The sequence below is a fragment of the Gardnerella sp. DNF01195 genome, from assembly GCF_049244175.1.
GTDB classification, from domain to species: domain Bacteria; phylum Actinomycetota; class Actinomycetes; order Actinomycetales; family Bifidobacteriaceae; genus Bifidobacterium; species Bifidobacterium leopoldii.
In genome coordinates, this window is the sequence record NZ_CP058383.1 from 1,238,322 (window position 1) to 1,263,069 (window position 24,748).

The following is a 24,748-nucleotide window of genomic DNA, read 5'->3' on the forward strand; positions in this document are numbered from 1 at the left end:
ATACACGTTAAAAAACGAGCAAAGAACAAGCAAAAGCAGCAAAATGCACAATTAACTAGCAACTAGCCGACACCTAATGAGTAACTAATAAACATCTAATACAAGCAATAAACGATATTTATAAAAACAATAAATACTACACAAATGTGTAAAAAACGTAAATATTCGCAATATGCCGCAAAATTTAGTATTGTAGAAAAAATAATGTGCAAGAATAGGAGGTATGCCAACTATGCCTATTCAAGCGACTATTGCTCTTATGATGATTGTATTCGCGCTTGTACTCGCACCATTCGTCATCATGATTGTTTCGCGCGCTTTAAAACGTCATCATTTGGCAGAAAAACTTGCTCAACGACACGGCGACTCAGTGCATTACGCATTCATACTTAATCCTTCAAAACCACAAGCGGAATCGTATCGCGAAAGTATTAAAAATTATTGCAAAGAACGCAATTTAACCTACGAAATTATTGATACACAGTTAGATAAAGATGGACGCGAATGCGCTTTAGAAGCACTTTCAAATGGAGCTAATGTAGTAGTAGCAGTCGGCGGAGATGGCACGGTTCGTACTGTTGCGAGCGCAGTAAGCGGTAAAGGTCATGCGATGGGAATTATTCCTATTGGAACTGGCAATCTTTTTGCTAGAAATATGGGAATTCCAGTAAACGACGTGGATGCTGCGCTGCGTGTTGCAACTTCTCACGGCTCTAGGCAGGTTGACGTTGGGCGCGTAACGATTCTCGACAATCCAGAAGAAGATCATGGACACGCATTCTTAATTATTGCAGGCATTGGTTTTGACGCGTTAATGATTGACGACACTGATCCAAACTTAAAAAAGAATATTAGTTGGCTTGCTTATTTTGTCTCTGGTGTAAAGCATTTGTTTATGCCAAAATATCGCGCAACCGTTACCTTACAGCGTTCAAATGGCGACGAAAGTGTGCTAAAAGGATTGACTTTCCGCACACTTATGGCTGGAAATTGCGGTCAAATTCCTATGTTTTCGCTTATGCCAGAAGCAGCATACGACGATGGTGTGCTTGATTTTGAGATTATTGACACTTCTGGCGGTTTAATTGGTTGGGCTAATTTGTTCCGAGGAGTAATACACCAAACGCTAACAGGGCGCGCACTCCAGCAGGATTCGCTTTCTGCAGGCTCGAGAATTGACCAAACGCAAGGTTTTAGCGCAGAAGTGCAATTAGAAAAATCTGCTCCAGTGCAAGTAGACGGCGACATTTTGGGATATACGAAACATTTGCGCTTCACTGTTGACAAGCAAGCATTGTGCGTAAGAGTGCCAGAAAATAAATAAAATACAAGCGCTGTGGCAAAATAAAAAATTATGGTAGCAAAAAATGCGGGAATGCCCGCCACCCCAGAAGATCTAGTCGACGTCGACGCTTTGGTTGGCGCTTACTATGATGAAGTTCCAAATTCCAACATTCCAGAACAGCGCGTGATTTTCGGCACGTCCGGTCACCGTGGTTCTGCTTTGAAAACTTCGTTTAACGAAGCTCATATTGTGGCAATTACGCAAGCTATTGCTGAATATCGCAAGAAAGCTGGCGTAACTGGTCCTCTTTATATTGGTCGCGATACGCACGCTCTTTCTGAGCCTGCTCAAAAAACCGCTATTGAGGTTTTGGTTGCTAACGGAGTTCACGTTCGCGTGGATTCTCGCGGCGACTTCGTGCCAACTCCTGTTGTTTCTCAGGCTATTTTGACTCATAATCGCGCAGCCGACGGCACTCAGCGTTTTAGCGGCGACGGCTTGGCTGACGGCATTGTCGTCACCCCTTCGCACAACCCACCAACCGACGGTGGTTTTAAGTACGATCCTGTAACAGGCGGCCCTGCACCTGCGGAAGTAACTAACGCAATTGCAGCTCGCGCAAACGAATTGCTCGACAATTACAAGTCCGTAAAGCGCGTACCTTTCGAGGAAGCAATCAAGTCTGATTTGGTTGAAGGCTTCGATTACCGCGAACACTACGTTAGCGATTTGGCTAATGTAATCGATTTCGATGTGATTCGCTCTAGCGGCGTGCGTTTGGGAATTGACCCACTCGGCGGCGCAAGCGTAAACTACTGGCCACTTATGAACGAAAAGTACGGTTTGAACATCGGCGTTGTGCGTCCAGAAGTTGATCCAACTTGGCGATTCATGACTATTGACCACGATGGCAAGATTCGTATGGATCCAAGCTCCCCTTACGCAATGAAGGGCTTAGTTGATCAGCTTAACGCTGGCGCTTGGGATAAGTACGATTTGGTTGGCGGCACCGATCCAGATGCTGACCGCCACGGTATTGTGTGCCCTAACTGGGGCGTTATGAACCCGAACCATTACATTGCGGTATGCGTGGAGTATTTGTTCGGCGGTGCTCGTCCGGATTGGCCAAAGAATACTGCTATCGGCAAGACGCTTGTGTCTTCTTCCTTGATCGACCGCGTGGCTGCTTCTATTAACGCAAAGCTTGTGGAAGTTCCAGTTGGATTCAAGTGGTTCGTTGACCCACTCTTTAGCGGCGAAGTTGCTTTCGGCGGAGAGGAAAGCTCCGGCATGAGCTTCTTGCGCAAAGATGGTCGCGTGTGGACCACCGATAAGGATGGTTTGATTCCTGATTTACTCGCTGCGGAAATTACTGCAAAGACTGGCAAGAACCCAGCTCAGCTTCACCAGGATCAGGTTGCTCGCTTTGGCGAAAGCTGGTATAAGCGCGTCGATACGCCGACAACTCTTGAGCAAAAGCAGAAGTTCGCAGCTTTGAGCGGCAGCGACGTTGAAGCAACTAAGCTTGCTGGCGAAGATATTACCGCAAAGCTTACGGAAGCTCCTGGAAACGGCGCAAAGATTGGCGGCTTGAAGGTGACGACTAAGAACAACTGGTTCGCTGCTCGCCCATCTGGTACCGAGAATATTTACAAGGTTTACGCAGAATCCTTCGTTTCTCCAGAAGCACTTGACAAGGTGCTTGAGGAAGCTACTGCTGTAGTCGACAAGGCTTTAGCGTAACGTAATAATCTTGCGTAAATAAAGAATCTACTAATTGCGCTGGTTGCAATCTGCAGCCGGCGCATTTTTGAAAGGTTTTGTCATGATTGTTGTTTCAACAGACGGTTCCGCGCTCGGAAACCCAAACGGTTCAATGGGTTGGGCGTGGGCAGATCACATTGACGAGTCTGGTAGCTCTAACGAACACCATCACACAGGCAATGCAGATGCTGGAGGCGCAACTAATGGCACAAATCAAATTGGCGAATTATGCGCAGTTTTGGAAGCTTTACGAGCACATCCTGGAAGTGAGCCGCTCACAATCGAAAGTGATTCACAATACGCTATAAACTGCGCAACTACGTGGATTCACGGATGGAAAAAGAACGGTTGGAAAAACTCTAAAAATGAACCTGTTAAAAATGCCGAGCTGATTCGAGCAATCGACGCGGAAATTACTAAGCGCGAAGGCGCCGTAAAATTCGTGTGGGTTAAGGGTCACGCAGGAAACGAAGGAAACGAAAAAGTTGATACACTAGCGCGCGGATATGCGGAAGATTGCCGAAATGGTTTGAAGGACGGATACTTGCCTTTAGAAGGCTGGAAGTCGCTTCTTGCTTCTGAATATGCAAAAGGTACGAATGTGCCAAGTGATGCGAAAATGCTTTTAGATGGCAAAATTTCCAATGCAGAATATCATCTTGAACGCACAGTTGGTGAAGATATTAATCCTGATTTTTCTGCACAAAATAGTAAAAACGCTAGTGATCTAACTGAATCTGCAAATGAATCAGCGCGCGAACAAACGCAAGAAGCAGCATGTGAAACGAAGCCTGAACAAATGCGTGAAACAAAGCGTGAAACGTTAGAAAATAGCGAAAAAGATGCACTATCAATAGAAAATAAACAAGATATGCACCAGCAAGACGCTATAACTATTGTTCAAGAAGTTCCAAAAACAGAGCAAAATGTTACGCAAACTACATCTAAACCAGTTCAAGGATTAAGTGTTTCTGGCGTGCTGCAGTTTACTCCCCCGCCAAACACAAGCCCAAGCTTTAACGGCGAGGCGCGTTTTATTTCCGGCACAATCAACGTAAGCGGCTACGTAGAGCCCGACGGCACCTTGCATTTATCTCCAACTGCCTTCTACCTTTCATAGCTATTTTTGCAATTCGTTTAGTGTTGCGCTCCAAACGAGGGCGCGACGACCTGCTTTCGCGCAGCATTGCGCGCGCGAAAGCAACTCGGAGCGTGAGCTTGCTCAAGTTGAAAGCACAGTGTGCTTTCAGCGCAAGCTCAGTAGCGAGCGCGTTAACCGCGCGAGCGTCCTTCGTTCAGTGCGAAAAATCTCAAATCTCTACCACACGAATATCCCGTGAATGAATGACGACGCAACTAAGATGCACATAGCCCTAAAAATCTTGGCAAAGGTTAATATGGAAATGTACGAAAATGAGGCACGCATAAAAACACAAAGCCTCTCCCGCAAATAGCGATGGAAGTTCATCGGCGAACTCGGGAATAACAAAAACAAGAAAGCAGGGATAATGGATAAAGCACAACAAGATGCGCTTAAAAAAGCAGCAGGCATTGAAGCCGCAAAGATTGTAAAGAATGGAATGATGGTTGGTCTTGGCACCGGCTCTACAGTGCGTTTCTTAGTTGACGAGCTTGGCCGCAGAGTTAAGGAAGAAGGCTTGAGCTTCACAGGAGTCACCACTTCTCGTCGCACACAAGAGCAGGCAGAGGGCTACGGCATTAAGATTCTCGACATTAACGAAGTGGATCACATTGACGTTACAATCGATGGTTCTGATGAGGTTGACAAGAATTTCAACGGAATTAAAGGCGGCGGCGCAGCTCTTCTTTGGGAAAAGATTGTGGCTATTAATTCCGACCGCATTGTGTGGATTGTTGACGCAAGTAAGGTAGTCGACACGATTGGCAAGTTCCCACTTCCTGTTGAGGTGATTCCGTTTGGCTCCGCGCAGGTGATTCGTAAGTTCGAAAAGCGCGGATATAAGCCAGTTTTGCGTCTTGATGCTGACGGCAAGGAAGTGCGCACCGACGAGAACAACTTCGTGGTTGATTTGCACATGGAGCGCATTGAGCATCCGCAGGAGTTGGCGAAAGATTTGATTGAAACTGTTGGCGTTGTGGAACACGGCTTGTTCTTGAACATGGTTGACACGGTGATTGTTGGCGATCCAAACGGTCCTCGCACGCTTACAAACCCAAATAAGTAGCGAAACTAATCGAAAAGTAGAGTCCGCAAACGCGGGCTCTACTTTTTTGTATATAAAAAGCGCCGGAAAAACCGACGCTTCAAAAAAGTCTTACGTGCCTAAACGTTCAGACACGCATCAACGCATAGTAAGAAAATTACTTGCGCTGGTGACGAGTCTTACGCAGCAGTTTGCGGTGCTTCTTCTTGCTCATCCGCTTGCGGCGCTTCTTGATGACAGAACCCATCTGAAGCCTCCATTCCTATGTAAAGTGTGCAACTTGCCTAATGTTACACCGTTTTAACGACTTTGTGGAGTGATATTACAAAGAACATCATTTTTTACAACATTTACATTGGGAATCTGTGATAAAAACGCTCTACTGCTTGCTTTGCGCCGTTCACTTCAAAAACAGCGGTATCGTTCTGCCACAATGCACTAGCCTGTGATTTATCATTTTCATCATTTCGCAACACATAGCTACCGGAAGTCTTACCAGAAACTTGAATTTTTCCACTTGCGATATCAGAACCCTTAAGTCCATCAACTAACGCTTCATACTGCTTGTTCGCAGAATCGCGATTCGACCATTGAGCAACAGTTACAGACACTTCCCCATCTGGCTGACCAGTTGAGTACTTAACAGAATATTCCTCCAAAGGCGACGATTCAGTCCAAGTTGCACTAGGTATAGCGTCAACACGAGCGAAATCAAGTACGCTATCAGGCATAGCCTTAAGCAATGCCGTAGAAGATGCTGGCAAAGGTTTCGATGGTATAGAAGGCGTTTTAGGCATTACCATATGATTTTTGCTCGCAACATTTTCGTGATTCAATGCCCAACCTGGCCACATAAATGCTGAAATTAGAGCCAAAACCACAATTACTGCAGCTGAAGTCAACACAACTAATAACTTGCTGTGTGATGAATTATTGACACTTGAGGAATTCATATTCAACGCACCCATCTTTGAAGCATTCATACTTGAAGCATTCGATTTCGACATACTTGCATTATGTCACATCGCGATGACGCTTTTAGTACGCAAAAGCGCTTTACAATCAAAAACAAATACAAAATATGATTGTCTAATAAAGCGTATAGCGTCGAGATATGGCTAGTAAATCTACTCTTCACTATTTATGCTCCGAATGCGGTTGGAGCGGCTCAAAATGGTACGGTCGCTGCCCTGAATGTGGCGAATGGGGCACAGTGAACGAGTTTAGAGAGGCGCGAGTTAGCGGATTATCTCGTACAACACGTGCATCACGCGCAACAACAGCATCGCGCACCTATTCACCGGATGGCATAACTACTTCTAATCGCAATATCGCACATTCAACTCTCGATTCAGCAACATCTGCGCAACCAATTAATGAAATTCAAGCAGACGACGCAATGCGCATTCACACTGGTTTTAGCGAATTCGATCGCGTATTAGGCGGAGGACTTGTGCCAGGCTCCGTAACTCTTATAGCAGGAGAGCCAGGTATCGGAAAATCAACACTACTTCTAAAAACTGCAGCTTACGTATCTAAACAATCAAAAGAAAGCAACACTCCCCCTGTATTGTATATTTCCGGCGAGGAATCAGCAGCACAAGTTAAATTGCGCGCGTCTAGAATTAACGCTGTAAACGATTATTTATTACTTGCAACAACAGGCGATCTTGACACTGTACTAGATCTTATTGAAACACATCACCCTACGCTTGCTATTGTCGATTCTGCACAAACGATTTCCGCACAAGAAGTAGATGGTATTACAGGCGGTTCTACACAAGTTAGAGAAGTTGCGAGCGCACTTATCGACGTTGCTAAAACTAACAATATTCCGATACTTTTAGTTGGGCACGTTACAAAAGATGGTTCAATAGCAGGGCCGCGTACGCTTGAGCATTTAGTCGACACAGTATGTCAATTTGAGGGCGATACACAAACAGCACTACGCATGCTAAGAGCTGTAAAGAATCGCTTTGGACCTACAGACGAAGTTGGCTGCTTCGATATGAGCGGTGAAGGAATTGAGGAAGTGCCGGATCCTTCCGGACTGTTTTTGTCTTCTACAGAAAACAATAATCAAGGTAAAAATGCGCAAGATGGCACAAACGACGGAACTTGCGTCACTTTTACACTTGAAGGACACAGAAGCCTGCCGATTGAAATACAAGCACTTGTAACACAATCGGCTCTGCCCACTCCTCGCCGTGCAGTTTCTGGTGTTGATTCTAACCGTCTTGCAATGCTTACAGCAGTTTTGTATCGTCACGGACGCGTTAATTTGCTTGCAAAAGATTTGTACGTATCTACTATTGCAGGAGCGTTGGCAAAGGAGCCGTCTTGCGACTTGGCAATTGTAGCAGCTTTAGCTAGCGCTGCTGCCGGGAAAGCAGTAACTCCTAAAACTTGCGCAATTGGCGAGATGAGCTTAACCGGTCAAGTTCGCCCAGTGCCAAGAATAGAGCCGCGATTGCGCGAGGCTGCGCGAATAGGATATAAGCGCGCAATAGTTTGCCATATGCGGAAAAGCGTTAGTATTCCAGGATTAGAAATTATTGAAGTTAGCACAGTGCGAGAAGCGTTAAAAGCACTTGGGCTATAAGCTAAACGCAGCTAGCAAAAATAATCGCAACTAAAAACCACTAAGCGCAAATATCAAAATCAGACTTCAGCTTCAGCATCTGTAATCTCGCGCACTTGCTCAACATTAGCTTTGAGCATATCTTTTAGCGCGTCAACTGAATCAAAAGCCTGTTGCGGACGCAAGAAACTAGCAAACTCAATGCAAACGCGATGCCCGTACAAGTCTTTCCAATCGTCGAACAATCCGTAAGCTTCAACAGTGCGCTCTGCATCTTCTTCGCCATCTTTATTAAATGTTGGCTTAGTTCCAATAGAAATCGCAGCAGGCCAACGCCACGGAGAATGAACGCCTAAATGAAGCTCATCACGACGCAAAACACTCACATCTGGAACAGCATTTTTCGATGGTCTGACATCGTTCTTATTGTCAGCATCTAAATCAACAACCCAACCTGCATACACGCCATCAACTGGCACATAGCCTTCAATTTTTTCGCCAAGATTTACTGTTGGGAATCCAATCTCGCGCCCACGCTCGTCTCCATGAACTACTGTTCCTTCAACGCGATGCGGCTGATCCAAAATTTCACGCGCTTCTTTGACTCGACCAGTAGCCAACATCCAGCGCACATTTGTAGAACTCCAAGCACGCACTTTCTTATTTGGCATGCTCTTACTCCAAGCACGATATTCAGCTTTATTCATGCCCTCAGAAGGATCTTTAGGATCTCCAGGCTCCTGTGGAACTTCACGAACAATAGGATCAGGCACGCGAACGTCATCTGGACCCAAATCCTCTACTTCAATAAGCTCAAAAACTCCAGTTGCTTGAGACAACTCACGAATTGCTTTGATATCACCAGCACGACGAGCACCAAGCGCAGCATCAGAGCCAAGAACTAATGCTCGCATACCAAGCTTTCCAACGAGCTGACCTAAGAAGAAACGGTACGATTTTGCAGCAAAAGCAAGGCTGTAGCGCACAATCACAACATGATCAACATCCAACTGTGACATCACGCGCAAACGTTGACGCACGCTTGTAAGAGCATCCGGATCGTCCGGAAGTTTAGAATTAACGTCGCCAAAATCATCGTATAAATCAGGATTAGCATGCACTACGCTTGGACGCGGATCAAACATAATCACTACTGAAAACGCTCCATGACGATGCGCAAGATCCACAGTACGACGAATAACCTCGCGATGACCTTTGTGCATACCGTCGAATACGCCAATTGTAACAACCGCTTTACGCTCTGCACTTAACGTTGGCCAATTAATCATGCCGTTGGCATCTGGTCGAATGTCGATGACCTTCATGATATCCTTACTATCCGCGTTCAAGCATTACTCAAGCAAACTACGCAAAATACGCAATTCGTTATTTTAAATACTTATCTAGTTTACCAGTCTTCTCGCTTGCCGGAAATACCACAATTGGTTTGATTTGATTACTTTTTATATTTTTTGTCAATTCAACTACTGCAACAACGTCACATTCCTCAGTATTTGCGTTTGAAACGTACGCTATTGCAGGATAATTTTCGTAATTTATGCCAGATTTAAGCTCAATCCAGCGCCCAAAACGTAAGTCTTTAGCTTGATTCTCATCAATGCTTAAAGTTGGAAGCGAATGCGAAGCTGCATCCATCATATTTAAGCAAATTTTAGGAAGCATATTATTTGCGTCAAAATCGTCACTAGGAACTGCTTTTGAGCGATGCTGCAATACTCCATTGCGATCAGTAAATTCTCGCATTTGAGCGCGAAGTTTAAGAACTCGCGAATCAGCAACCGAAAAATCACCAACGCTAGTGCGACGAAGCTGAGTAAGATGTCCACCAACTCCTAGTAAGCGACCTAAATCACGAGCTAAAGCGCGAATATATGTTCCACTACTGCAAGAAACTTTTGCAGATATATCGCATACGAGTTTCCCACTCACTCCCCTAGTAATTCGAGGATTGCTCACTGAAAAATCACTAACAAATATCTCTCTAGGAGCAATCTCTACTGATTTTCCTTCGCGCGCTAAATCATAAGCGCGTTGACCATTAATTTTAATAGCAGAAAAAGCAGTAGGAGCTTGCATAATTTTGCCTACTAAATTTTCGCTAACAACTTGCTTAATTCGCTCAAAAGACAGTGACTTTTCAAAAGACATGTCTTTATTAGCGACGTGAACCCCCGGACCTATATTTAATGCGTCATCCGGAAGAATTTCACCTTCTGCATCATCAGTAGTAGTTGCTTCTCCTAAGCGGATTACTGCTTCATAGGTTTTATCATGCCCCAACATGTAATTTAAAAGTCGCGTTGCGTTGCCAAAACCTATGATTAGCAATCCTGTTGCCATAGGATCAAGCGTTCCTGCGTGCCCAACTCGTTTTGTATGCAACAAATGACGAGCGCATGCAACAATATCGTGACTTGTAACGCCCTGAGGCTTATCTACAAGCAGTAATCCTGAATCTGGTATGCACATAAGTTAAATCTAGCTACTATACGATTCACATTGAGTTTGCTTTGAGATTTAATTGTTGTCAGACGATTCAGACGTGTCTTCAAAGTCGTCCTCTTCAAAATCGTCGTCGTCAAAATCGTCGTCGTCATCGAAATCATCGTCAGATTCTTCAACTTCGCGTGGCTTCTTATACGGATCGACATCACCAGCATACTTAGCATTTTCACGCAACTTAGCTAATTCTTCATCACGATGACGAGCTGCAACAAGAATATCCTCAATTTCGTGCGCTTCAGACGGCACTTCGTCATAAATAAATTGCAATTGAGGAGTCAAACGCAATCCAGCTTTTGCACCGACCAAAGAGCGCAGTCGACCGTGAGCCTGCTGCAAAGCTTGTGCTGCACGCTGACGCTCGCCCTGCTCTTTGCCTTCGTGACCAAGTTGAGTCCAGTAAACCTTTGCAATTTGCAAATCGTTCGTAACACGCACTTCCGTAATAGTCACACTCGCCAAACGCTTATCATGCAAATGCGATTCCATATTGGAAGCGATTACGCGCTGAATTAATGCTGCAATACGTGCAGCTCTAGGATTCGTTCCTGCCATAATTACTTGCGCTCAATCTGCTTCATTTCAAAGGTTTCGATTATATCGCCAAGCTCAATGTCATTAAAGCTGCCGAGATTAATACCAGCTTCGTAACCTTCGCTAACGGATTGCACGTCATCCTTAAACCTACGCAAGCTGGAAATCTCCAAGTCGTTGACTGTAGCAACGCCGTCGCGCAAAATACGGCACTTCGTACCGCGCTTGACTTCGCCATCTTGAACCATAACACCAGCAATATTGCCGAACTTGGAAGAACGGAAGATTTCGCGAATCTCAGAGTGAGAAGTGACAACCTCTTCAAATTCAGGCTTAAGCATACCCTTCAAAGCAGCTTCGATATCTTCGATTGCCTTGTAAATAACCGAGTAGTACTTAACCTCCACGCCTTCGCGTTCAGCCAAATCAGCAACCTGACGGTTTGGACGCACGTTGAAGCCAATAATCACAGCCTTATCGACAGTTGCCAAGTTCACATCATTCTGAGTAATTGCACCAACACCGCGGTGAATAACCTGGATGCCAACTTCCTCAGAGACCTCAATCTTCATCAAGGAATCTTCCAAAGCTTCAACAGAACCAGAAGAATCGCCCTTAATAACGATGTTCAGCATGTCAACTTCAGACTTAGCGAACTGTTCCTTAAGGCTTTCAAGAGACACAACCTTGCGGCGCTTAGCAAGCTGAGCTGCACGCTCTGTAGCTGCGCGCTTTTCAGCAATTTGACGAGCAGAACGGTCGTCCGAAGTAACCAAGAACAAGTCGCCAGCGGTTGGAACAGAAGTCAAACCAAGCACCTGAACAGGAGTGGAAGGAGCCGCATCCTGCAAATGCTTGCCGTTCTCGTCGAGCATAGCGCGCACACGACCATAAGAAGTGCCAGCAACAATAGAATCACCGACGTGAAGAGTACCTTGCTGCACAAGAACAGTAGCAACAGCACCACGACCCTTATCGAGTCGAGCTTCGATAGTTGCACCGCGAGCATCCATATTTGGATTTGCTTTAGGATCAAGCTCAGCGTCAGCAGTCAACAACACAGCTTCAAGAAGCTTATCGACGTTCGTGCCCTGCTTTGCAGAAATATCCACAAACATGGTGTCTCCACCGTAATCTTCAGCAACTAAACCGTATTCTGTAAGCTGACCGCGAACCTTATCTGGGTTAGCACCTTCAACATCAATCTTGTTCACAGCCACAACAATTGGCACATGAGCAGCTTGAGCGTGGTTAATAGCTTCAACAGTCTGAGGCATCACGCCGTCGTCTGCTGCAACAACAAGAATTGCAACGTCTGTAAGCTCAGCACCGCGAGCACGCATAGCAGTAAACGCTTCGTGGCCTGGAGTATCGAGGAACGTAATCTTACGAGGCTTTCCTTCAAGATTTACAGTTACTTGATAAGCACCGATGCGCTGAGTAATGCCACCTGCTTCGCGATCGATAACATTCGACTTACGAATGGTATCAAGCAAGCGAGTTTTACCGTGATCGACGTGACCCATAACTGTTACTACAGGCGGACGAGACTGCAAATCGTCATCTTCTTGCAGCTCTTCTTCGTCCAAATCGATGTCAAACTGCTGCAAAAGCTCTTTATCTTCTTCTTCAGCAGAAACAATGCTAATATTCCAGCCAATTTCTTCACCCAAAATTTGGAATGTCGACTCATCCAAAGATTGTGTAGCTGTTGCCATCTCACCCAAGTGGAAGAGAACAGTTACCAAAGCTGCTGGATTTACATCGATCTTTTCTGCCAAATCAGAAAGAGTTGCGCCTTGACGCAAGCGAATCGTAGCGCCGTTACCAGAAGGAATACGCACACCGCCAATCACTGGTGCTTTAAGCTCTTCGTATTCACGACGTTTCGCTAAGCGATTCTTACGAGCCTTAGAAGATTTACCACCTTGACGACCGAATGCGCCTGCAGCTCCTGCACGACCGCGACCGCCACTACGCGATGGACCACCATTAGGTGCGCCCGCTGCAGCAGCCTGGAAACTAGCTCCTTGAGACGCAAAACGAGATTCTGCAGATGGGCGAGAAGATGCACCGGAGCCTGCACCTGCGCCACCTTGACCGCGACGCTGACCCGACCACTGCGATGAGCGTGCGCCACCTTGACCAGAGCGACCGCCACGTGAGCGACCACCGCGTTCTGCACGTTCACCACGCGAACCTTGAGCTCCAGAGCCACCTTGACCCGGACGACCACCGCGGCCATTTTCAGCGCCAGGACGAGACATCGGATGAGGACGTGGAATATCTCCAGGTGTAGGAGCACGCATACCTTGCTTACGGCTAAACGGATTATTACCAGGACGTGGAGCAGATGCACCTGCACCTTGTGCATTCTGGTGCGGACGAGGGCGAGGAGGCATCTGTGAACGATCTGAGTGAGATTGACCTTGAGCTTGCTGTCGCGATTCGCCACGATTATCATTGCGGCGATCATTTTTTCTATTTTCGCCGGCAGACGCATTAGAACGCGAAGTATTGTTTGAACGAGTATGATTTGCACCCGGCTTTGGAGCAAAATGAGAAGCTGTGTTATGCACAGGCTGGTTAGCAGAAGAGCCAGCTACAGAATCACTGTGTGACGAATCTTTAGCTTGAGGTTTAGCCTGCGGCTTAGCTTGAGGCTTAGCTTTTGGCGCAGCAGGCTTACTTGCACTAGATGCCTTTTCGGACTTATTTCCGTCAGATGCTAACGCTGTTTGCAAACGACGGACTACTGGAGCCTCAACTGTTGAAGAAGCAGACTTAACAAATTCGCCCATGCTCTTCAAACGCTCCAACACGGTTTTACTGTCTACACCAAATTCTTTGGCCAGTTCATACACGCGCTTTTTAACCACTCAGTGTTCTCCTCTGTCTGTGGCAGCGCTAGTACACGCGACCACTTTACATTATTGCGAGCTTATTATTTATTATCGTGCGATATATCATCGTGCGACCATGATCTTATACCTCGTCTCCCGCCGGACGATGGCGATTGCCTTTCGCCCAGATTCCAGCTTTTAGCATACTCGAAACGTTGGATTGGCTCGAGTGTCGCTAAATGCCACGCGAGAGACTACTTTATTTGCACACCACTAGCAAAATAAACAATCAAGAAGTGCTAAACATTGCGGAAATATCAACCTAAAAAATATTTAGCACTTCTCAATTAACAATCTATTCAGCAGCAGATGCGTTATTATTCAAATCAACTGAAGCAGGCTGAGCATTTTGTGCTTGAGCTGCAGCAACCTTCTTAGCATGCTCTTCCGCAGACTCAATACCAATCTTCCAACCAGTCAACTTTGCAGCCAAACGAGCGTTCTGACCTTCTTTACCAATAGCAAGAGAAAGCTGAGCATCATGAATAAAAGCAACTGCAGTTTGATTCTTTTCACTCACTACTTGCACTTGTGTAGCAGTAGCAGGCGAAAGAGCAGCAGCAACAAACTTTGCTGGATCAGACGACCAATCCACAATATCAATCTTCTCTTGACCCAAGTTTTCCATTACAGCACGCACGCGTGAACCGCCAGGACCAATTAAAGCACCCTTTGGATTCACACCTTCAGTATTAGCTCTAACAGCAATCTTTGTGCGAGCACCGGCTTCGCGCGCAATCGACATAATAGAAACTGCTCCAGAAACAAGTTCCGGCACTTCTCGCTCAAAAAGACGACGAACTAATTCAGGATGTGAACGTGAAACAACAATTTCTGGACCACGCAGACCGCGAGCAACATTTACAACATATACGCGAATACGCTCGCCATGGCGGTAACGTTCACCTGGAACCTGCTCGCGACGCGGCAAAATAGCTTCAACGTCTCCAACAGCAACGTGGATGTTAGTGTTATCTTTTGCGTCTTGTTGAATGATGCCGTTAATAAGCTTGCCTTTTTGACCAGAAAACGCACCAAATACGCGGTCATCTTCAGCTTTACGGAAAATTTGACTAATAACTTGACGAGCCGTCGCAGCAGCTAAACGACCAAAATCACGCGGAGTATCGTCATACTCCTCTCCCAGCGTTGGGGCTGGATACGGGTTATCTTCAGTAGGTTTACCAGGAATTTCATCCCTAGCCCACACAGTGAACGAACCTGCACGTTCGTCCAATTCAACTCGCACATGCTTTGCAGGATGAGCGGTTTTCATATACGCAAGACGCAAGGCCTCGGCGAGCGCCTCGTCCAGCTCCTCGGCATTAATCCCCTGCTGTGCCGCAAGCTGATGCATTCCCGCCAAATCCAATTCCATCGCGCACGTCCTCTCGTTATAACGCATTAATTTATGATTATTAATTGTAACTATTAGAGCACACTTATTTTTTTCTTCTAACAACAGTTAGCTTTAATTGTTACAGACTTAGAACAAATACCAAATTAATAAATCGATATTGGTCACAGTCAGTGGCTATTTTAGTAGATTATGCAGACACTTTATGTTTTGTTAAATGATATGCACAAACAAGTAAAACGCAGTATTGCCAGAGCACTCGTGCTTCTTATATGCGTTTTAATATCTCCACTCTTAACCGCTTGCGGAACATTGCAAAACATTCATGTCGAGCATACAGTTCACACAGCAGCTCCAGAAAATGCATGTGCTAAAGCATACAGGCTTGCGCAAAAAAGGCAGCGCGAAATCAAAAAGAACCAGAATAACACATCCCTTAAGGATTTTGAAACCGCAGCGAAATATTGGAAAACTGTCGCTCAGCAATGCCCAGGAAGATTAAGCGAAAGCATTGTATACAGCACGCAAGCTCAATGGGAAATGCTTTCAAAGAAAAATAGTGACGAAAATTCAAATAATGTAAGCAATAAAAGCGGAAACGAAAGCTCAGAAAATACAAAAACTACAACAGCGCAACAAATGGAGCACGATTCATACGCGAATCTTATCGAAGTAATAAATCATTACAAAAACTTCAAATGGACACATCAGCCCTTGGCTCAAGCTGCAGAAGCTGAAGACAAACTTGCTTTTATTTTACAGACACTAGCAGCGCGAAAAGAGCAAAATATTGCATTGGAATACAGCGATATGGCGTCGACAAATGCTCAAACTCTTATGCGAGCTGCAGGAGAAGGAACAGACTTGCGCAAAAAAGTTTACGATATTCCTCAAGAGACGTTAGAAAGCGGAAAAACACATGATTCAGTAAACGGAAAAGATCTGCCGATTACCGCTATAGCTTACATGGATTGCGCTAGAGAAGAACTAGCTGCTTTTAATCAAATAATAACGATTACGTCAAAAAATAATAATGCATCCGAGAATAACGTTACTGCAAAAAGCGATGATAACGATTCTGTAATGCGCGCCCAACAAACTCTTAAAAATGCAATTGTGCAATTAATCACATCTAGACTGTTAAGAGCTTATGAGCTTGGGTATCCTACTGATGCAAAACTTATTTTGAAGTAAAACTTAAACTTAGTGCTTTTAGCCTATACGGCATTCCCCTTTACACACAAAACAGGACTTGACTTCAAACGCGAGATAAGTTGCGCACGTTTGGAACAATTTCCAAAACAAAACGCTCCAAACACGAGAGAAAGTTCGCGCGGATTACGCGCTTGCTGCTGAGCTTGCGCGGAAATACACTAGTCTGCCCTGCCTGCGTCTTTATTGACGCAAGCTCGGCGAATTAAAAAAGCCTAAAGCAATTTACATGCTTTAGGCTTGGTTAATTCGCGGATGAAGCGAGATTCGAACTCGCGGAGGAGTTTACCCTCACACGCTTTCGAGGCGTGCTCCTTAGACCGCTCGGACATTCATCCACTTGCAATTTGTCGCACTGCAAGCGCGCACAAACGCAACTTTTCAATTGTAAACCATGCCGCGAATATAAAATCCATGGTGCGTTGAAACGTTATAACTCAGACGAATCACGGCGAGCGCGAATTTTTTCAGCGCGAGAAGCAAGCTCCTCATCAGGAGGATAAGCTACATATTCCAATGTCAATCCATGAGGATCAATTGGACCCGTCGAGCCTTCACGAAGAGGAACATTAATCTTTTCCTCAAACCAATCAAGAGAACGCTTTCCACAACCAATTTGCACACAAGCTTGCACAAGAGAACGCACCATATTGTGCGCAAAAGCATCAGCGACAATAGTAAATTCAAGCAAACTTTGTTCAATAGGAAGAACAAATCCAGTACTATTCTGCGCATCCTTTGACCCAACTCTGTGCCATCGAGCCTGCTTAACTTCGCGAATAGTAGTTCCGCCAGGATTCGGCTTAGCAAATGAGCCAAAATCATGCAAACCAACCATAAGACGCGCAGCCTGATTCATAGCATCAATATCAAGCTCTGAATCAAAACGCAAAACAAAGCCGCGCATACGAGGATCATATTTAGCTTTGCAATACCCATCAGCAATACGATACACATATGTGCGCTCTAGCGCAGAAAATCTAGCATCAAAGCCATAAGGCGCAACACTAACCTTGTGTATAACAATATCCTGCGGAAGCACATGCCTCAGCCTATACTCCAGCGCACTAACACCATCTAAACCAGTATGCCCTATGCAACGCTGCAATGTTTCATCTGAAATATCTAAATGACACACTTGATGAGATGCATGAACGCCAGTATCCGTACGACCAGCAACAGTAAGACGCAACGATTCAGTAGGATCATTTTCCGGGACGCGCAAAACCATATGCAATGCTGCTTCAATATCACCTTGAACAGTGCGCAAAGTAGGCTGCTTAGCCCAACCATAAAATCCGCCGCCGTCATAAGCCAAATCCAAGCGAAGTCGCATTTAAAAACCTTTCCAAACAGACTTTACACTAGCTTTTCTTATCCGAACCGCCCACAAGCGCAAAAGCGCTCATAACACTACGAATCAGCTCATGAGTCTTTGAATCCATATGCATCGCAACCTTCAATAATTTAGGAACAACTTCCGACCAATGCAAAGACATTTCATCAAAAGTTGGGTAACCCAAATTACTAAAAATCTTATAAACAGCGTCAATCCTGCGCTTGCGCTCTTCAAACGGCAAATTCATCATCCACTCGTTCGCTGCCTTAGAAACTGCCAGCGCGCGCGGCGTTACGCAATCGCAGTAATCAAAATCGCCATTCTTAACTTGCCAATACATGCCAAAATGTTGCATTAAGCCAATAGAATCGGCAGTCGTGACTTTATACGGCACCCCAGTATCCATAATCAGTCCAATAAAAGCAGACTGCGGAACTACTTTTTCAATACGACTTGAAACATTCGCAAAAACGCTTGTATCCACTACATCAGACGCAAAACCAGGACCGTCCATAGAATAAATTTTTGATACAAGGTCACCTAGTTTTTGACTTGTAGCATCTAAGCGCATAGCCGCATAAGCAGCCATGTTCCCACCTTTTGAATGACCGACAACAATAATATTTGAATTATTATTTTGCAAGTCTACGGAAGATTTTGAAAAGCGGGCAAAAAGTTTGTTCGCAAAAAGTTTATTAAAGAAGTTTTTATTAGAATAACATTTGCTATATCTTTGCGCTACAGAAGTCAAATATTCAGCAGCAGATTCTTGCGCTGGCACTGGGCAACGGAAAGCCATGTTGAAATCTTCTTTCCACCCAACAAGCGTATTGTCAGTGCCACGATACGCAATAACAAGAGTATGAGGATTATCAATCCCCTCGCAATTGCTAAGATCAAAAGTAACTCCAGCAAACTGCTGTTCTAATGATTCGTCAATATTTGATTCATCAAACCTCTCAAGATACTCCCCTACGCGAATTCCCCTATACCTAGGGCTGGAAGCGACAGCAAGAAGCAGCTTCCTACGGAATTTATCTACTTTAGGAGCCCCAGAAGCAAACATTGACGAATAGTCTTCTATTCTAAACAATTCGTTAATAGATACAGTCGAAATATTCTTTGGATTATCGCAATATTTTGGCACGGAAGTTGGCATATTTATATAAGATAGCTCGCACAAAATCAGCGCATCCACGGCATTAAACTTGCGCTGAGCGAAGGTAGAGAAATCGTTGCGCAACAAATCAATAATATTCGGCATAACTTAATAATAATACAAATAAAAAACGAGCCGAGGAACTAACCTCGACTCGTCTTAGCAATTCTTTAAGAAGCGATTAAACGCTTGCTTTAAGATTCACTTTACCGATGCGTAAAGCTGGAATATAAACTACTCGGCAGCTTCTTCTTTAGCTGCAACCTTAGTAGCCGCTTCAGCTTCCTTCACAACAGCCTTCTTTGGGCTTACTGGCTCAGTCACGAGCTCAATAATTGCCTGAGGAGCGGTATCACCACGACGTGGAGCAATCTTCACGATGCGGGTGTAACCACCTTCACGCTGCTTCATCTGCTCAGCAATCTGAGTGAAAAGCACGTGAACCACGGACTTGTTGCGAATTACACGCAACACACGACGACGCGAATGTAAATCGCCACGCTTAGCGAATGAAATCAAACGCTCAGCAAGCGGACGAAGACGCTTTGCCTTTGGCAACGTCGTTACGATACGACCGTGCTGGAAGAGGCTGGTCGCCATATTGGCCAGCATCAGGCGCTCATGAGCCGGGCTAGAAGCCAGACGAGGGCCTTGTTTCGGTGTAGGCATTATTACTCCTTATTGTCGCATCGCTCAGGTGGGCATCAACCCGAACATCCGAACGTTACGACGATTGCAGGCGGAACTTACTCGTCTTCAGGCGAGAAGAAAGTGCCACCTTCGAGATTATTGGCGTCGAAGCCAATCGGTGAAGCCTTCAAAGACAGACCCATTGCCTGCAACTTCTCTTTAACTTCATCGATGGATTTCATGCCGAAATTACGAATATCGAGCAAATCCTGCTCAGTGTGAACTACCAGTTCGCCGACTGTATGAATACCCTCACGCTTCAAGCAATTATAGCTACGCTGAGTAAAATTCATATCTTCAATCGGTATAGCCAACTGAGAATCAGCTTCATCATGAGTTGGCGCTGGACCAACTTCAACACCTTCAGCATCAACGTTAAGCTCACGGCAAAGACCGAAAAGCTCAACTAAAGTCGAGCCTGCAGATGCAACTGCATCACGCGGTGTAATAGCTGGCTTGGTTTCCACATCCAGGATGAGCTTATCGAAGTCCGTGCGCTGTTCCACGCGGGTAGCTTCGACCTTATAGCTCACCTTCAAAACTGGTGAGTAGATCGAATCCACAGGAATGCGGCCGATTTCGCTGTTCTCCTGCTTGTTCATCTGAGCTGGCACGTAGCCGCGACCGCGTTCAACAGTAAACTCAATTTCAAGTTCACCATCTTCTGCGAGTGTAGCAATATGCAAGTCAGGGTTAGCAATAGTAACACCGGCTGGAGGAGTAATATCTCCAGCAGTGGCTTCACCTTTACCATTCTTGCGCAAATACATCACTACAGGCTCGTCGTACTCACTCGTGAGCACGATGCCCTTGATGTTCAGCAGAATTTCAGTGACATCTTCTTCAACACCTGGCAGAGTCGTAAACTCATGCAGAGCTCCAGAGATGCGAACCGAAGTAACGGCAGCACCTGGAATAGAGCTTAACAAGGTACGACGCAGCGAATTGCCGAGAGTGTAGCCAAAACCTGGTTCCAGCGGCTCAATAGTAAAGCGAGAACGCTGGGGATTCAGTGATTCCTCGGTAAGTGTCGGACGCTGTGCGATAAGCACTTTGGTATCCTTTCAGCTTCTGGTCGGTGGTGCACTCGCCGCCCATAAGCGGGTTGGATGGATGGATTCGTAAGAGTGCTCAGACGCGGCGACGCTTTGGTGGGCGTACGCCGTTATGCGCTTGCGGGGTAACGTCGGTAATAGAACCAACTTCGAGACCCGCGGACTGGAGGGAACGGATAGCGGTTTCACGACCGGAACCTGGACCCTTAACAAACACGTCGACCTTCTTGAGGCCATGCTCCATTGCCTTGCGTGCAGCAGACTCAGCAGCCATACCTGCAGCGTAAGGAGTCGACTTACGGGAACCCTTAAAGCCGACATCACCGCCGGAAGCCCAAGAAAGGACTGCACCGGATGGATCGGTAATGGAGATAATCGTGTTATTGAATGTTGATTTAATATGCGCCTGCCCAACCGGCACCGACTTGCGGTCCCGGCGACGCGGCTTGCGCGAGGCTTGCTTTGCAGCTGCCATTGACCCTCGTTTCCTAATGACGAATGAGTTGGTATGTCTAGACGATGGAAATATATCCGTGGCCTAGAGCCGACCACCGACTACTATCGGGTGGCCTTCTTCTTCCCGGCGACAGTACGCTTCGGACCCTTGCGAGTACGAGCATTAGTCTTGGTACGCTGACCACGCACAGGAAGACCCTTGCGATGACGCTGGCCTTGATAGCAGTTGATCTGAATCTTACGACGGATGTCAGCGTCGATCTCACGACGCAAATCGCCTTCAATCTTGTAATTGGCCTCAAGATAATCACGCAAGGTGATCAGCTGTTCATCCGTAAGATCCTTGACGCGAGTGTCCGGATTAACACCGGTCGCGGCAAGCGTTTCCTTAGCGCGAGTACGACCAACACCAAAAATGTAGGTGAGGGCAATCTCAATGCGCTTCTCATTGGGAATATCTACTCCGGCAAGACGTGCCATTGTAATTCCTTTACTGTTACGCAGGTCGTGCACCAAGTCTTCCGCATTAATAGAAACTAAATGCGGCCTGGGCCTGCGCACCCAGGGTTCAGCTTCTGCTGTGACTTAGCGCCTTATTCTTTGTATTCCGCGATGGAAATCTGCTCAGCCCTGACGCTGCTTATGACGTGGGTTAATGCAGATCACCATGACGCGGCCGTGACGGCGGATCACGCGGCAGTTTTCGCAGATCCTCTTCACGCTAGGGCTGACCTTCATGGTTTTCCTTTGCTTGTACCTTACTTATAACGGTACGTAATACGCCCACGATTCAGATCGTAAGGGCTCATCTCTAGCACTACACGATCCTGAGGAAGAATGCGAATATAATTTTTACGCATCTTACCAGAGATCGTAGCTAAAACAATGTGCTCATTCTCAAGCTGAACGCGAAACATCGCATTTGGTAGTGCTTCTACTACCGTGCCTTCGACTTCAATCACACCGTCTTTTGCCATGAGCCTCGTTCCGTTCCTTGGGCATACTACTTTGCGCATCCGAAGACACGCCAATCTTCTATAATACAGTAAATGCGTCCCATTCAACACTCGGCGTGTCGAACAGAACGCATTTTACTTTTTAAATTTAAAAACGCACTACTTAATTAAGTGATTCAACAATGCGATTATTGATTTCCTTAATATCTCCAACGCCATCTACTTCAACCAACTGACCGCGGCTATCATAAATATCAAGCAATGGAGCTGTTTCTTTCTCATACGTTTCCAAACGCTTAGCAATTACTTCTGGAGTATCGTCAGAACGGCCTTGCTCCACTGCACGCTTTTGCATGCGTTCGAGCAAAACATCGCGCTCAGCCTCGAGAGCCACAACGTGATCAAGAGGAGTGCCAAGCTCTTCCAACATACGATCTAAAGCTTGAACCTGAGAAGCGTTGCGAGGATAACCGTCGAGAATCCAACCACTCTTTGCATCATCTTGAGCAAGACGATCCTTAACAATGTTGTTAGTCAGCTCATCTGGAACCAACTCGCCCTTGTCAAGATATCCCTGAACCTGTTTTCCAAGCTCAGTATGATTCTTAAGGTTATAGCGGAAAATATCACCAGTAGAAATCGCTGGAATGCCATAATGCTCACTTAACAAAGCGGCCTGAGTGCCTTTTCCAACGCCCTGTGGACCCATAATTAGTAATCGCATATTCATCTCCTTGGCTCGCTAACTGTAGTTACTTAGATACTTGCTTTTGCTCATCATGCTTGAACAAGAAACCAGCATACTGGAATTGTTCAGTCTGAGCCTTTGCTTGACGCAACGTATCCAAACCAACGCCAGCAATAATCAAAATTGTTGTACCACCGAATGGCAATTTTGTATTCAAATGCAAAGCCATAATCAAAACGGTAGGAATCAATGCAACAAAGAGCAAATAAATAGCACCGACAGTATTCAACCTGTTCATAACATAGCTAAGATAATGACTTGTAGCACTACCAGCGCGAATGCCTGGTATGAAGCCACCATACTCTTTCATGTTATCTGCAGTCTCATCAGGATTAAAAGTAATCTCTGTGTAGAAGAAGCAGAAGAACACAATCATTACTGTGTAAAACGCAATATACCAAGCAGAAGTGGAATTAGCCAAATTAGCTTCAATCCAATTCACCCAAGCCTTGCTCTTATCTCCAAACTGGGCAATAAGAGTAGGAACAGCAAGAATTGACGAAGCAAAGATTGGTGGAATAACACCACTCATATTCACCTTTAATGGCAAATAAGTCGAAGAGCCACCATACATTTTTCGGCCAATCATGCGGCGCGTATACTGCACAGGAATACGACGCTGAGCAAGCTCAACAAAGTCAACAAATATGAGGATAACAATCAAAACGCCACCAACAATAGCGAACTTATTCCAATCGCCATTAGAACCGTTGGTGCCCCAACCAATTTCCCAAAGCTTTGGCAAGAAGCCAGAGCAAATAGACATAAAGATTAAGACAGACATGCCTTGACCGATACCCTTATCGGTGATGAGTTCTGCCATCCACATAATAAGACCAGTACCGCCAGTCATGATCAAAACCATGACAATAAGGCTCCACATGCTTCCGTCTGGAATAATATTATTTCCGCACTGATAATTAAACAAAGCACCCGTACGTGCTGTTACCAAAATCGTAGTAGATTGCAAAATTGCCAATCCAATAGTTAGATAACGCGTGTACTGCGTAAGCTTTGTTTCTCCAGACTGACCTTCCTTATGAAGAGCTTCAAAGCGAGGAATAACCACGCGCAAAAGCTGAATCACAATGGAAGCAGTGATGTAAGGCATAACACCCAAAGCAAAAATAGAAAGCTGCAACAGCGAGCCACCTGAGAACAAGTTAACTAACCCAATAAAGTTCTCGCTCGATGAAGCTAATTTAACAGTGCAAGCATGCACAACTTTATAGTCCACACCCGGAATCGGAATAAATGAACCAATACGATAAATAATTATCATAGCGAAGACGAAGAGGATCTTGTTCCTCAACTCCTTCGTCCTGAAGGCCTGGATTAACGTTTTCACCTGGGTCTTCCTCCCTTTTTTCGCGCACTCCTAGGCGCAACAGTGCAAAAAACAAACTCTGAGGCAATAGTTTAACCCACGGTACCTACTGAAATAGGTTATTGGTGAGTTTTGGTGATAAAAATAGTCCCTCTAGACAATGCTAGAGGGACTATCACAGATTTATAACTGCATCAAGCTTTAAGTAGCCTTTAACTACTCTTCGCTGATGGAGCCGCCGGCAGCCTCAACCTTTGCCTTAGCAGAAGCAGAAGCTTTCATACCCTTAAGAGTCAAGGCAACAGTCAATTCACCATCACCAAGAACCTTTACAGGATAGCCATCACGTACAGCGCCCTTAGTAATAAGGTCAGCTACAGTAACCTCGCCACCCTTTGGGAAAAGTTCAGCAAGATCTGCAACGTTGACGACTTGGAATTCCTTCTTGAAAGGACTCTTGAAGCCACGCAACTTAGGCAAGCGCATGTACAGTGGGAGCTGGCCACCTTCGAAGCCAGGACGAACCTGATAACGCTTCTTTGTGCCCTTATCACCACGACCTGAGGTCTTACCCTTAGAGCCTTCACCACGACCTACACGGATGCGATCCTTCTTAGCTCCTGGAGCTGGACGCAACGTGTGCATATGCAGCATTGGTTCTTCGTTAGCCATA

At 45.6% G+C, this 24,748-nt stretch carries 23 protein-coding genes, 1 tRNA gene and 2 pseudogenes; 6 read left to right on the plus strand and 20 right to left on the minus strand.

All coding sequences use genetic code 11. From position 1 onward, the window contains the following. Window positions 1-223: 223 nt before the first annotated feature. The 4 genes from HXT43_RS04675 to rpiA all read left to right on the plus strand — a co-directional run bounded on the left by HXT43_RS04675 (window position 224) and on the right by rpiA (window position 5,256). Entirely contained in the window at window positions 224-1,324 is a 1,101-nt protein-coding gene (locus HXT43_RS04675) for a diacylglycerol/lipid kinase family protein (protein ID WP_004105433.1), read from the plus strand. A gap of 30 nt (window positions 1,325-1,354) precedes the next feature. Further along, a complete protein-coding gene (gene pgm, locus HXT43_RS04680; protein ID WP_101885886.1) occupies window positions 1,355-3,028 on the plus strand; it encodes a phosphoglucomutase (alpha-D-glucose-1,6-bisphosphate-dependent) in 1,674 nt (557 codons plus the stop codon). A 34-nt stretch (window positions 3,029-3,062) separates the two neighbouring features. Beyond that, a complete protein-coding gene (locus tag HXT43_RS04685) occupies window positions 3,063-4,169 on the plus strand; it encodes a ribonuclease H family protein (RefSeq protein WP_415707217.1) in 1,107 nt (368 codons plus the stop codon). A gap of 388 nt (window positions 4,170-4,557) precedes the next feature. After that, window positions 4,558-5,256 (plus strand): ribose-5-phosphate isomerase RpiA, encoded by a 699-nt coding sequence (rpiA, locus tag HXT43_RS04690; protein ID WP_004105437.1) that lies wholly within the window; start codon window positions 4,558-4,560, stop codon window positions 5,254-5,256. A gap of 136 nt (window positions 5,257-5,392) precedes the next feature. Here rpiA and HXT43_RS04695 read toward each other — a convergent pair whose 3' ends face one another. Further along, complete coding sequence (locus HXT43_RS04695; RefSeq protein ID WP_004268639.1) at window positions 5,393-5,482, minus strand: 30S ribosomal protein bS22; 90 nt, start codon at window positions 5,480-5,482, stop codon at window positions 5,393-5,395. Between the two features lie 103 nt (window positions 5,483-5,585). After that, entirely contained in the window at window positions 5,586-6,242 is a 657-nt protein-coding gene (locus tag HXT43_RS04700) for a hypothetical protein (RefSeq protein ID WP_004109607.1), read from the minus strand. Window positions 6,243-6,349: 107 nt separating this feature from the next. Between HXT43_RS04700 and radA the strand changes: the two genes are divergently transcribed. Continuing rightward, window positions 6,350-7,837 carry a DNA repair protein RadA gene (radA, locus tag HXT43_RS04705; protein ID WP_076002627.1) on the plus strand — a complete coding sequence of 496 codons (1,488 nt, stop codon included), beginning with the start codon at window positions 6,350-6,352 and terminating at the stop codon, window positions 7,835-7,837. Between the two features lie 59 nt (window positions 7,838-7,896). Here the strand turns inward: radA and ribF are convergent, their stop codons facing one another. The 6 genes and pseudogenes from ribF to nusA all read right to left on the minus strand — a co-directional run bounded on the left by ribF (window position 7,897) and on the right by nusA (window position 15,154). Continuing rightward, window positions 7,897-9,141, minus strand: a complete 1,245-nt coding sequence (gene ribF, locus HXT43_RS04710; protein ID WP_004105442.1) for a bifunctional riboflavin kinase/FMN adenylyltransferase — start codon at window positions 9,139-9,141, stop codon at window positions 7,897-7,899. A 61-nt stretch (window positions 9,142-9,202) separates the two neighbouring features. Next, window positions 9,203-10,306 carry a tRNA pseudouridine(55) synthase TruB gene (gene truB / locus HXT43_RS04715; RefSeq protein WP_415688569.1) on the minus strand — a complete coding sequence of 368 codons (1,104 nt, stop codon included), beginning with the start codon at window positions 10,304-10,306 and terminating at the stop codon, window positions 9,203-9,205. Window positions 10,307-10,354: 48 nt separating this feature from the next. Then, window positions 10,355-10,894 carry a 30S ribosome-binding factor RbfA gene (rbfA, locus tag HXT43_RS04720; RefSeq protein ID WP_410297460.1) on the minus strand — a complete coding sequence of 180 codons (540 nt, stop codon included), beginning with the start codon at window positions 10,892-10,894 and terminating at the stop codon, window positions 10,355-10,357. A gap of 2 nt (window positions 10,895-10,896) precedes the next feature. Next, window positions 10,897-13,428: pseudogene (gene infB / locus HXT43_RS04725) on the minus strand (translation initiation factor IF-2); the annotation flags it as partial. 176 nt (window positions 13,429-13,604) lie between these two features. Next, window positions 13,605-13,752 (minus strand): annotated as a pseudogene (locus tag HXT43_RS04730) (translation initiation factor IF-2 N-terminal domain-containing protein); the annotation flags it as partial. A 319-nt stretch (window positions 13,753-14,071) separates the two neighbouring features. After that, window positions 14,072-15,154 carry a transcription termination factor NusA gene (gene nusA / locus HXT43_RS04735; protein ID WP_004105450.1) on the minus strand — a complete coding sequence of 361 codons (1,083 nt, stop codon included), beginning with the start codon at window positions 15,152-15,154 and terminating at the stop codon, window positions 14,072-14,074. Window positions 15,155-15,325: 171 nt separating this feature from the next. On the opposite strand from nusA, the gene HXT43_RS04740 reads away from it, so the two are divergent. Next, the gene (locus HXT43_RS04740) at window positions 15,326-16,327 is read left to right on the plus strand and encodes a hypothetical protein (RefSeq protein WP_004105452.1); all 1,002 of its coding nucleotides are present in this window, start codon (window positions 15,326-15,328) and stop codon (window positions 16,325-16,327) included. A gap of 270 nt (window positions 16,328-16,597) precedes the next feature. On the opposite strand, the gene HXT43_RS04745 is transcribed toward HXT43_RS04740, so the two are convergent. The 12 genes from HXT43_RS04745 to rplO all read right to left on the minus strand — a co-directional run bounded on the left by HXT43_RS04745 (window position 16,598) and on the right by rplO (window position 24,747). Then, window positions 16,598-16,683: transfer RNA gene (locus tag HXT43_RS04745), tRNA-Ser, on the minus strand. A 92-nt stretch (window positions 16,684-16,775) separates the two neighbouring features. After that, window positions 16,776-17,681: a tRNA pseudouridine(38-40) synthase TruA gene (gene truA, locus HXT43_RS04750; protein WP_064340474.1), complete on the minus strand. Its 906-nt coding sequence runs from the start codon at window positions 17,679-17,681 to the stop codon at window positions 16,776-16,778. Window positions 17,682-17,709: 28 nt separating this feature from the next. Beyond that, complete coding sequence (locus HXT43_RS04755) at window positions 17,710-18,948, minus strand: Mbeg1-like protein (protein ID WP_117008583.1); 1,239 nt, start codon at window positions 18,946-18,948, stop codon at window positions 17,710-17,712. A gap of 129 nt (window positions 18,949-19,077) precedes the next feature. Next, window positions 19,078-19,512 carry a 50S ribosomal protein L17 gene (gene rplQ / locus HXT43_RS04760; RefSeq protein ID WP_004129014.1) on the minus strand — a complete coding sequence of 145 codons (435 nt, stop codon included), beginning with the start codon at window positions 19,510-19,512 and terminating at the stop codon, window positions 19,078-19,080. Window positions 19,513-19,589: 77 nt separating this feature from the next. Then, a complete protein-coding gene (locus HXT43_RS04765) occupies window positions 19,590-20,585 on the minus strand; it encodes a DNA-directed RNA polymerase subunit alpha (protein ID WP_004574084.1) in 996 nt (331 codons plus the stop codon). A 79-nt stretch (window positions 20,586-20,664) separates the two neighbouring features. Next, on the minus strand, window positions 20,665-21,063 hold the full coding sequence (rpsK, locus tag HXT43_RS04770; RefSeq protein ID WP_004105468.1) for a 30S ribosomal protein S11: 399 nt from the start codon (window positions 21,061-21,063) through the stop codon (window positions 20,665-20,667). 83 nt (window positions 21,064-21,146) lie between these two features. After that, a complete protein-coding gene (rpsM, locus tag HXT43_RS04775) occupies window positions 21,147-21,524 on the minus strand; it encodes a 30S ribosomal protein S13 (protein ID WP_004105472.1) in 378 nt (125 codons plus the stop codon). A gap of 144 nt (window positions 21,525-21,668) precedes the next feature. Beyond that, entirely contained in the window at window positions 21,669-21,782 is a 114-nt protein-coding gene (gene rpmJ, locus HXT43_RS04780; protein ID WP_003842636.1) for a 50S ribosomal protein L36, read from the minus strand. Between the two features lie 20 nt (window positions 21,783-21,802). Beyond that, window positions 21,803-22,021 (minus strand): translation initiation factor IF-1, encoded by a 219-nt coding sequence (infA, locus tag HXT43_RS04785; protein WP_004105485.1) that lies wholly within the window; start codon window positions 22,019-22,021, stop codon window positions 21,803-21,805. Window positions 22,022-22,163: 142 nt separating this feature from the next. Then, entirely contained in the window at window positions 22,164-22,724 is a 561-nt protein-coding gene (locus HXT43_RS04790; protein WP_004574085.1) for an adenylate kinase, read from the minus strand. A 28-nt stretch (window positions 22,725-22,752) separates the two neighbouring features. After that, window positions 22,753-24,096 carry a preprotein translocase subunit SecY gene (gene secY / locus HXT43_RS04795; RefSeq protein WP_004574086.1) on the minus strand — a complete coding sequence of 448 codons (1,344 nt, stop codon included), beginning with the start codon at window positions 24,094-24,096 and terminating at the stop codon, window positions 22,753-22,755. Between the two features lie 195 nt (window positions 24,097-24,291). Then, entirely contained in the window at window positions 24,292-24,747 is a 456-nt protein-coding gene (rplO, locus tag HXT43_RS04800; protein ID WP_004105490.1) for a 50S ribosomal protein L15, read from the minus strand. Between the last annotated feature and the right edge of the window lies 1 nt (window position 24,748).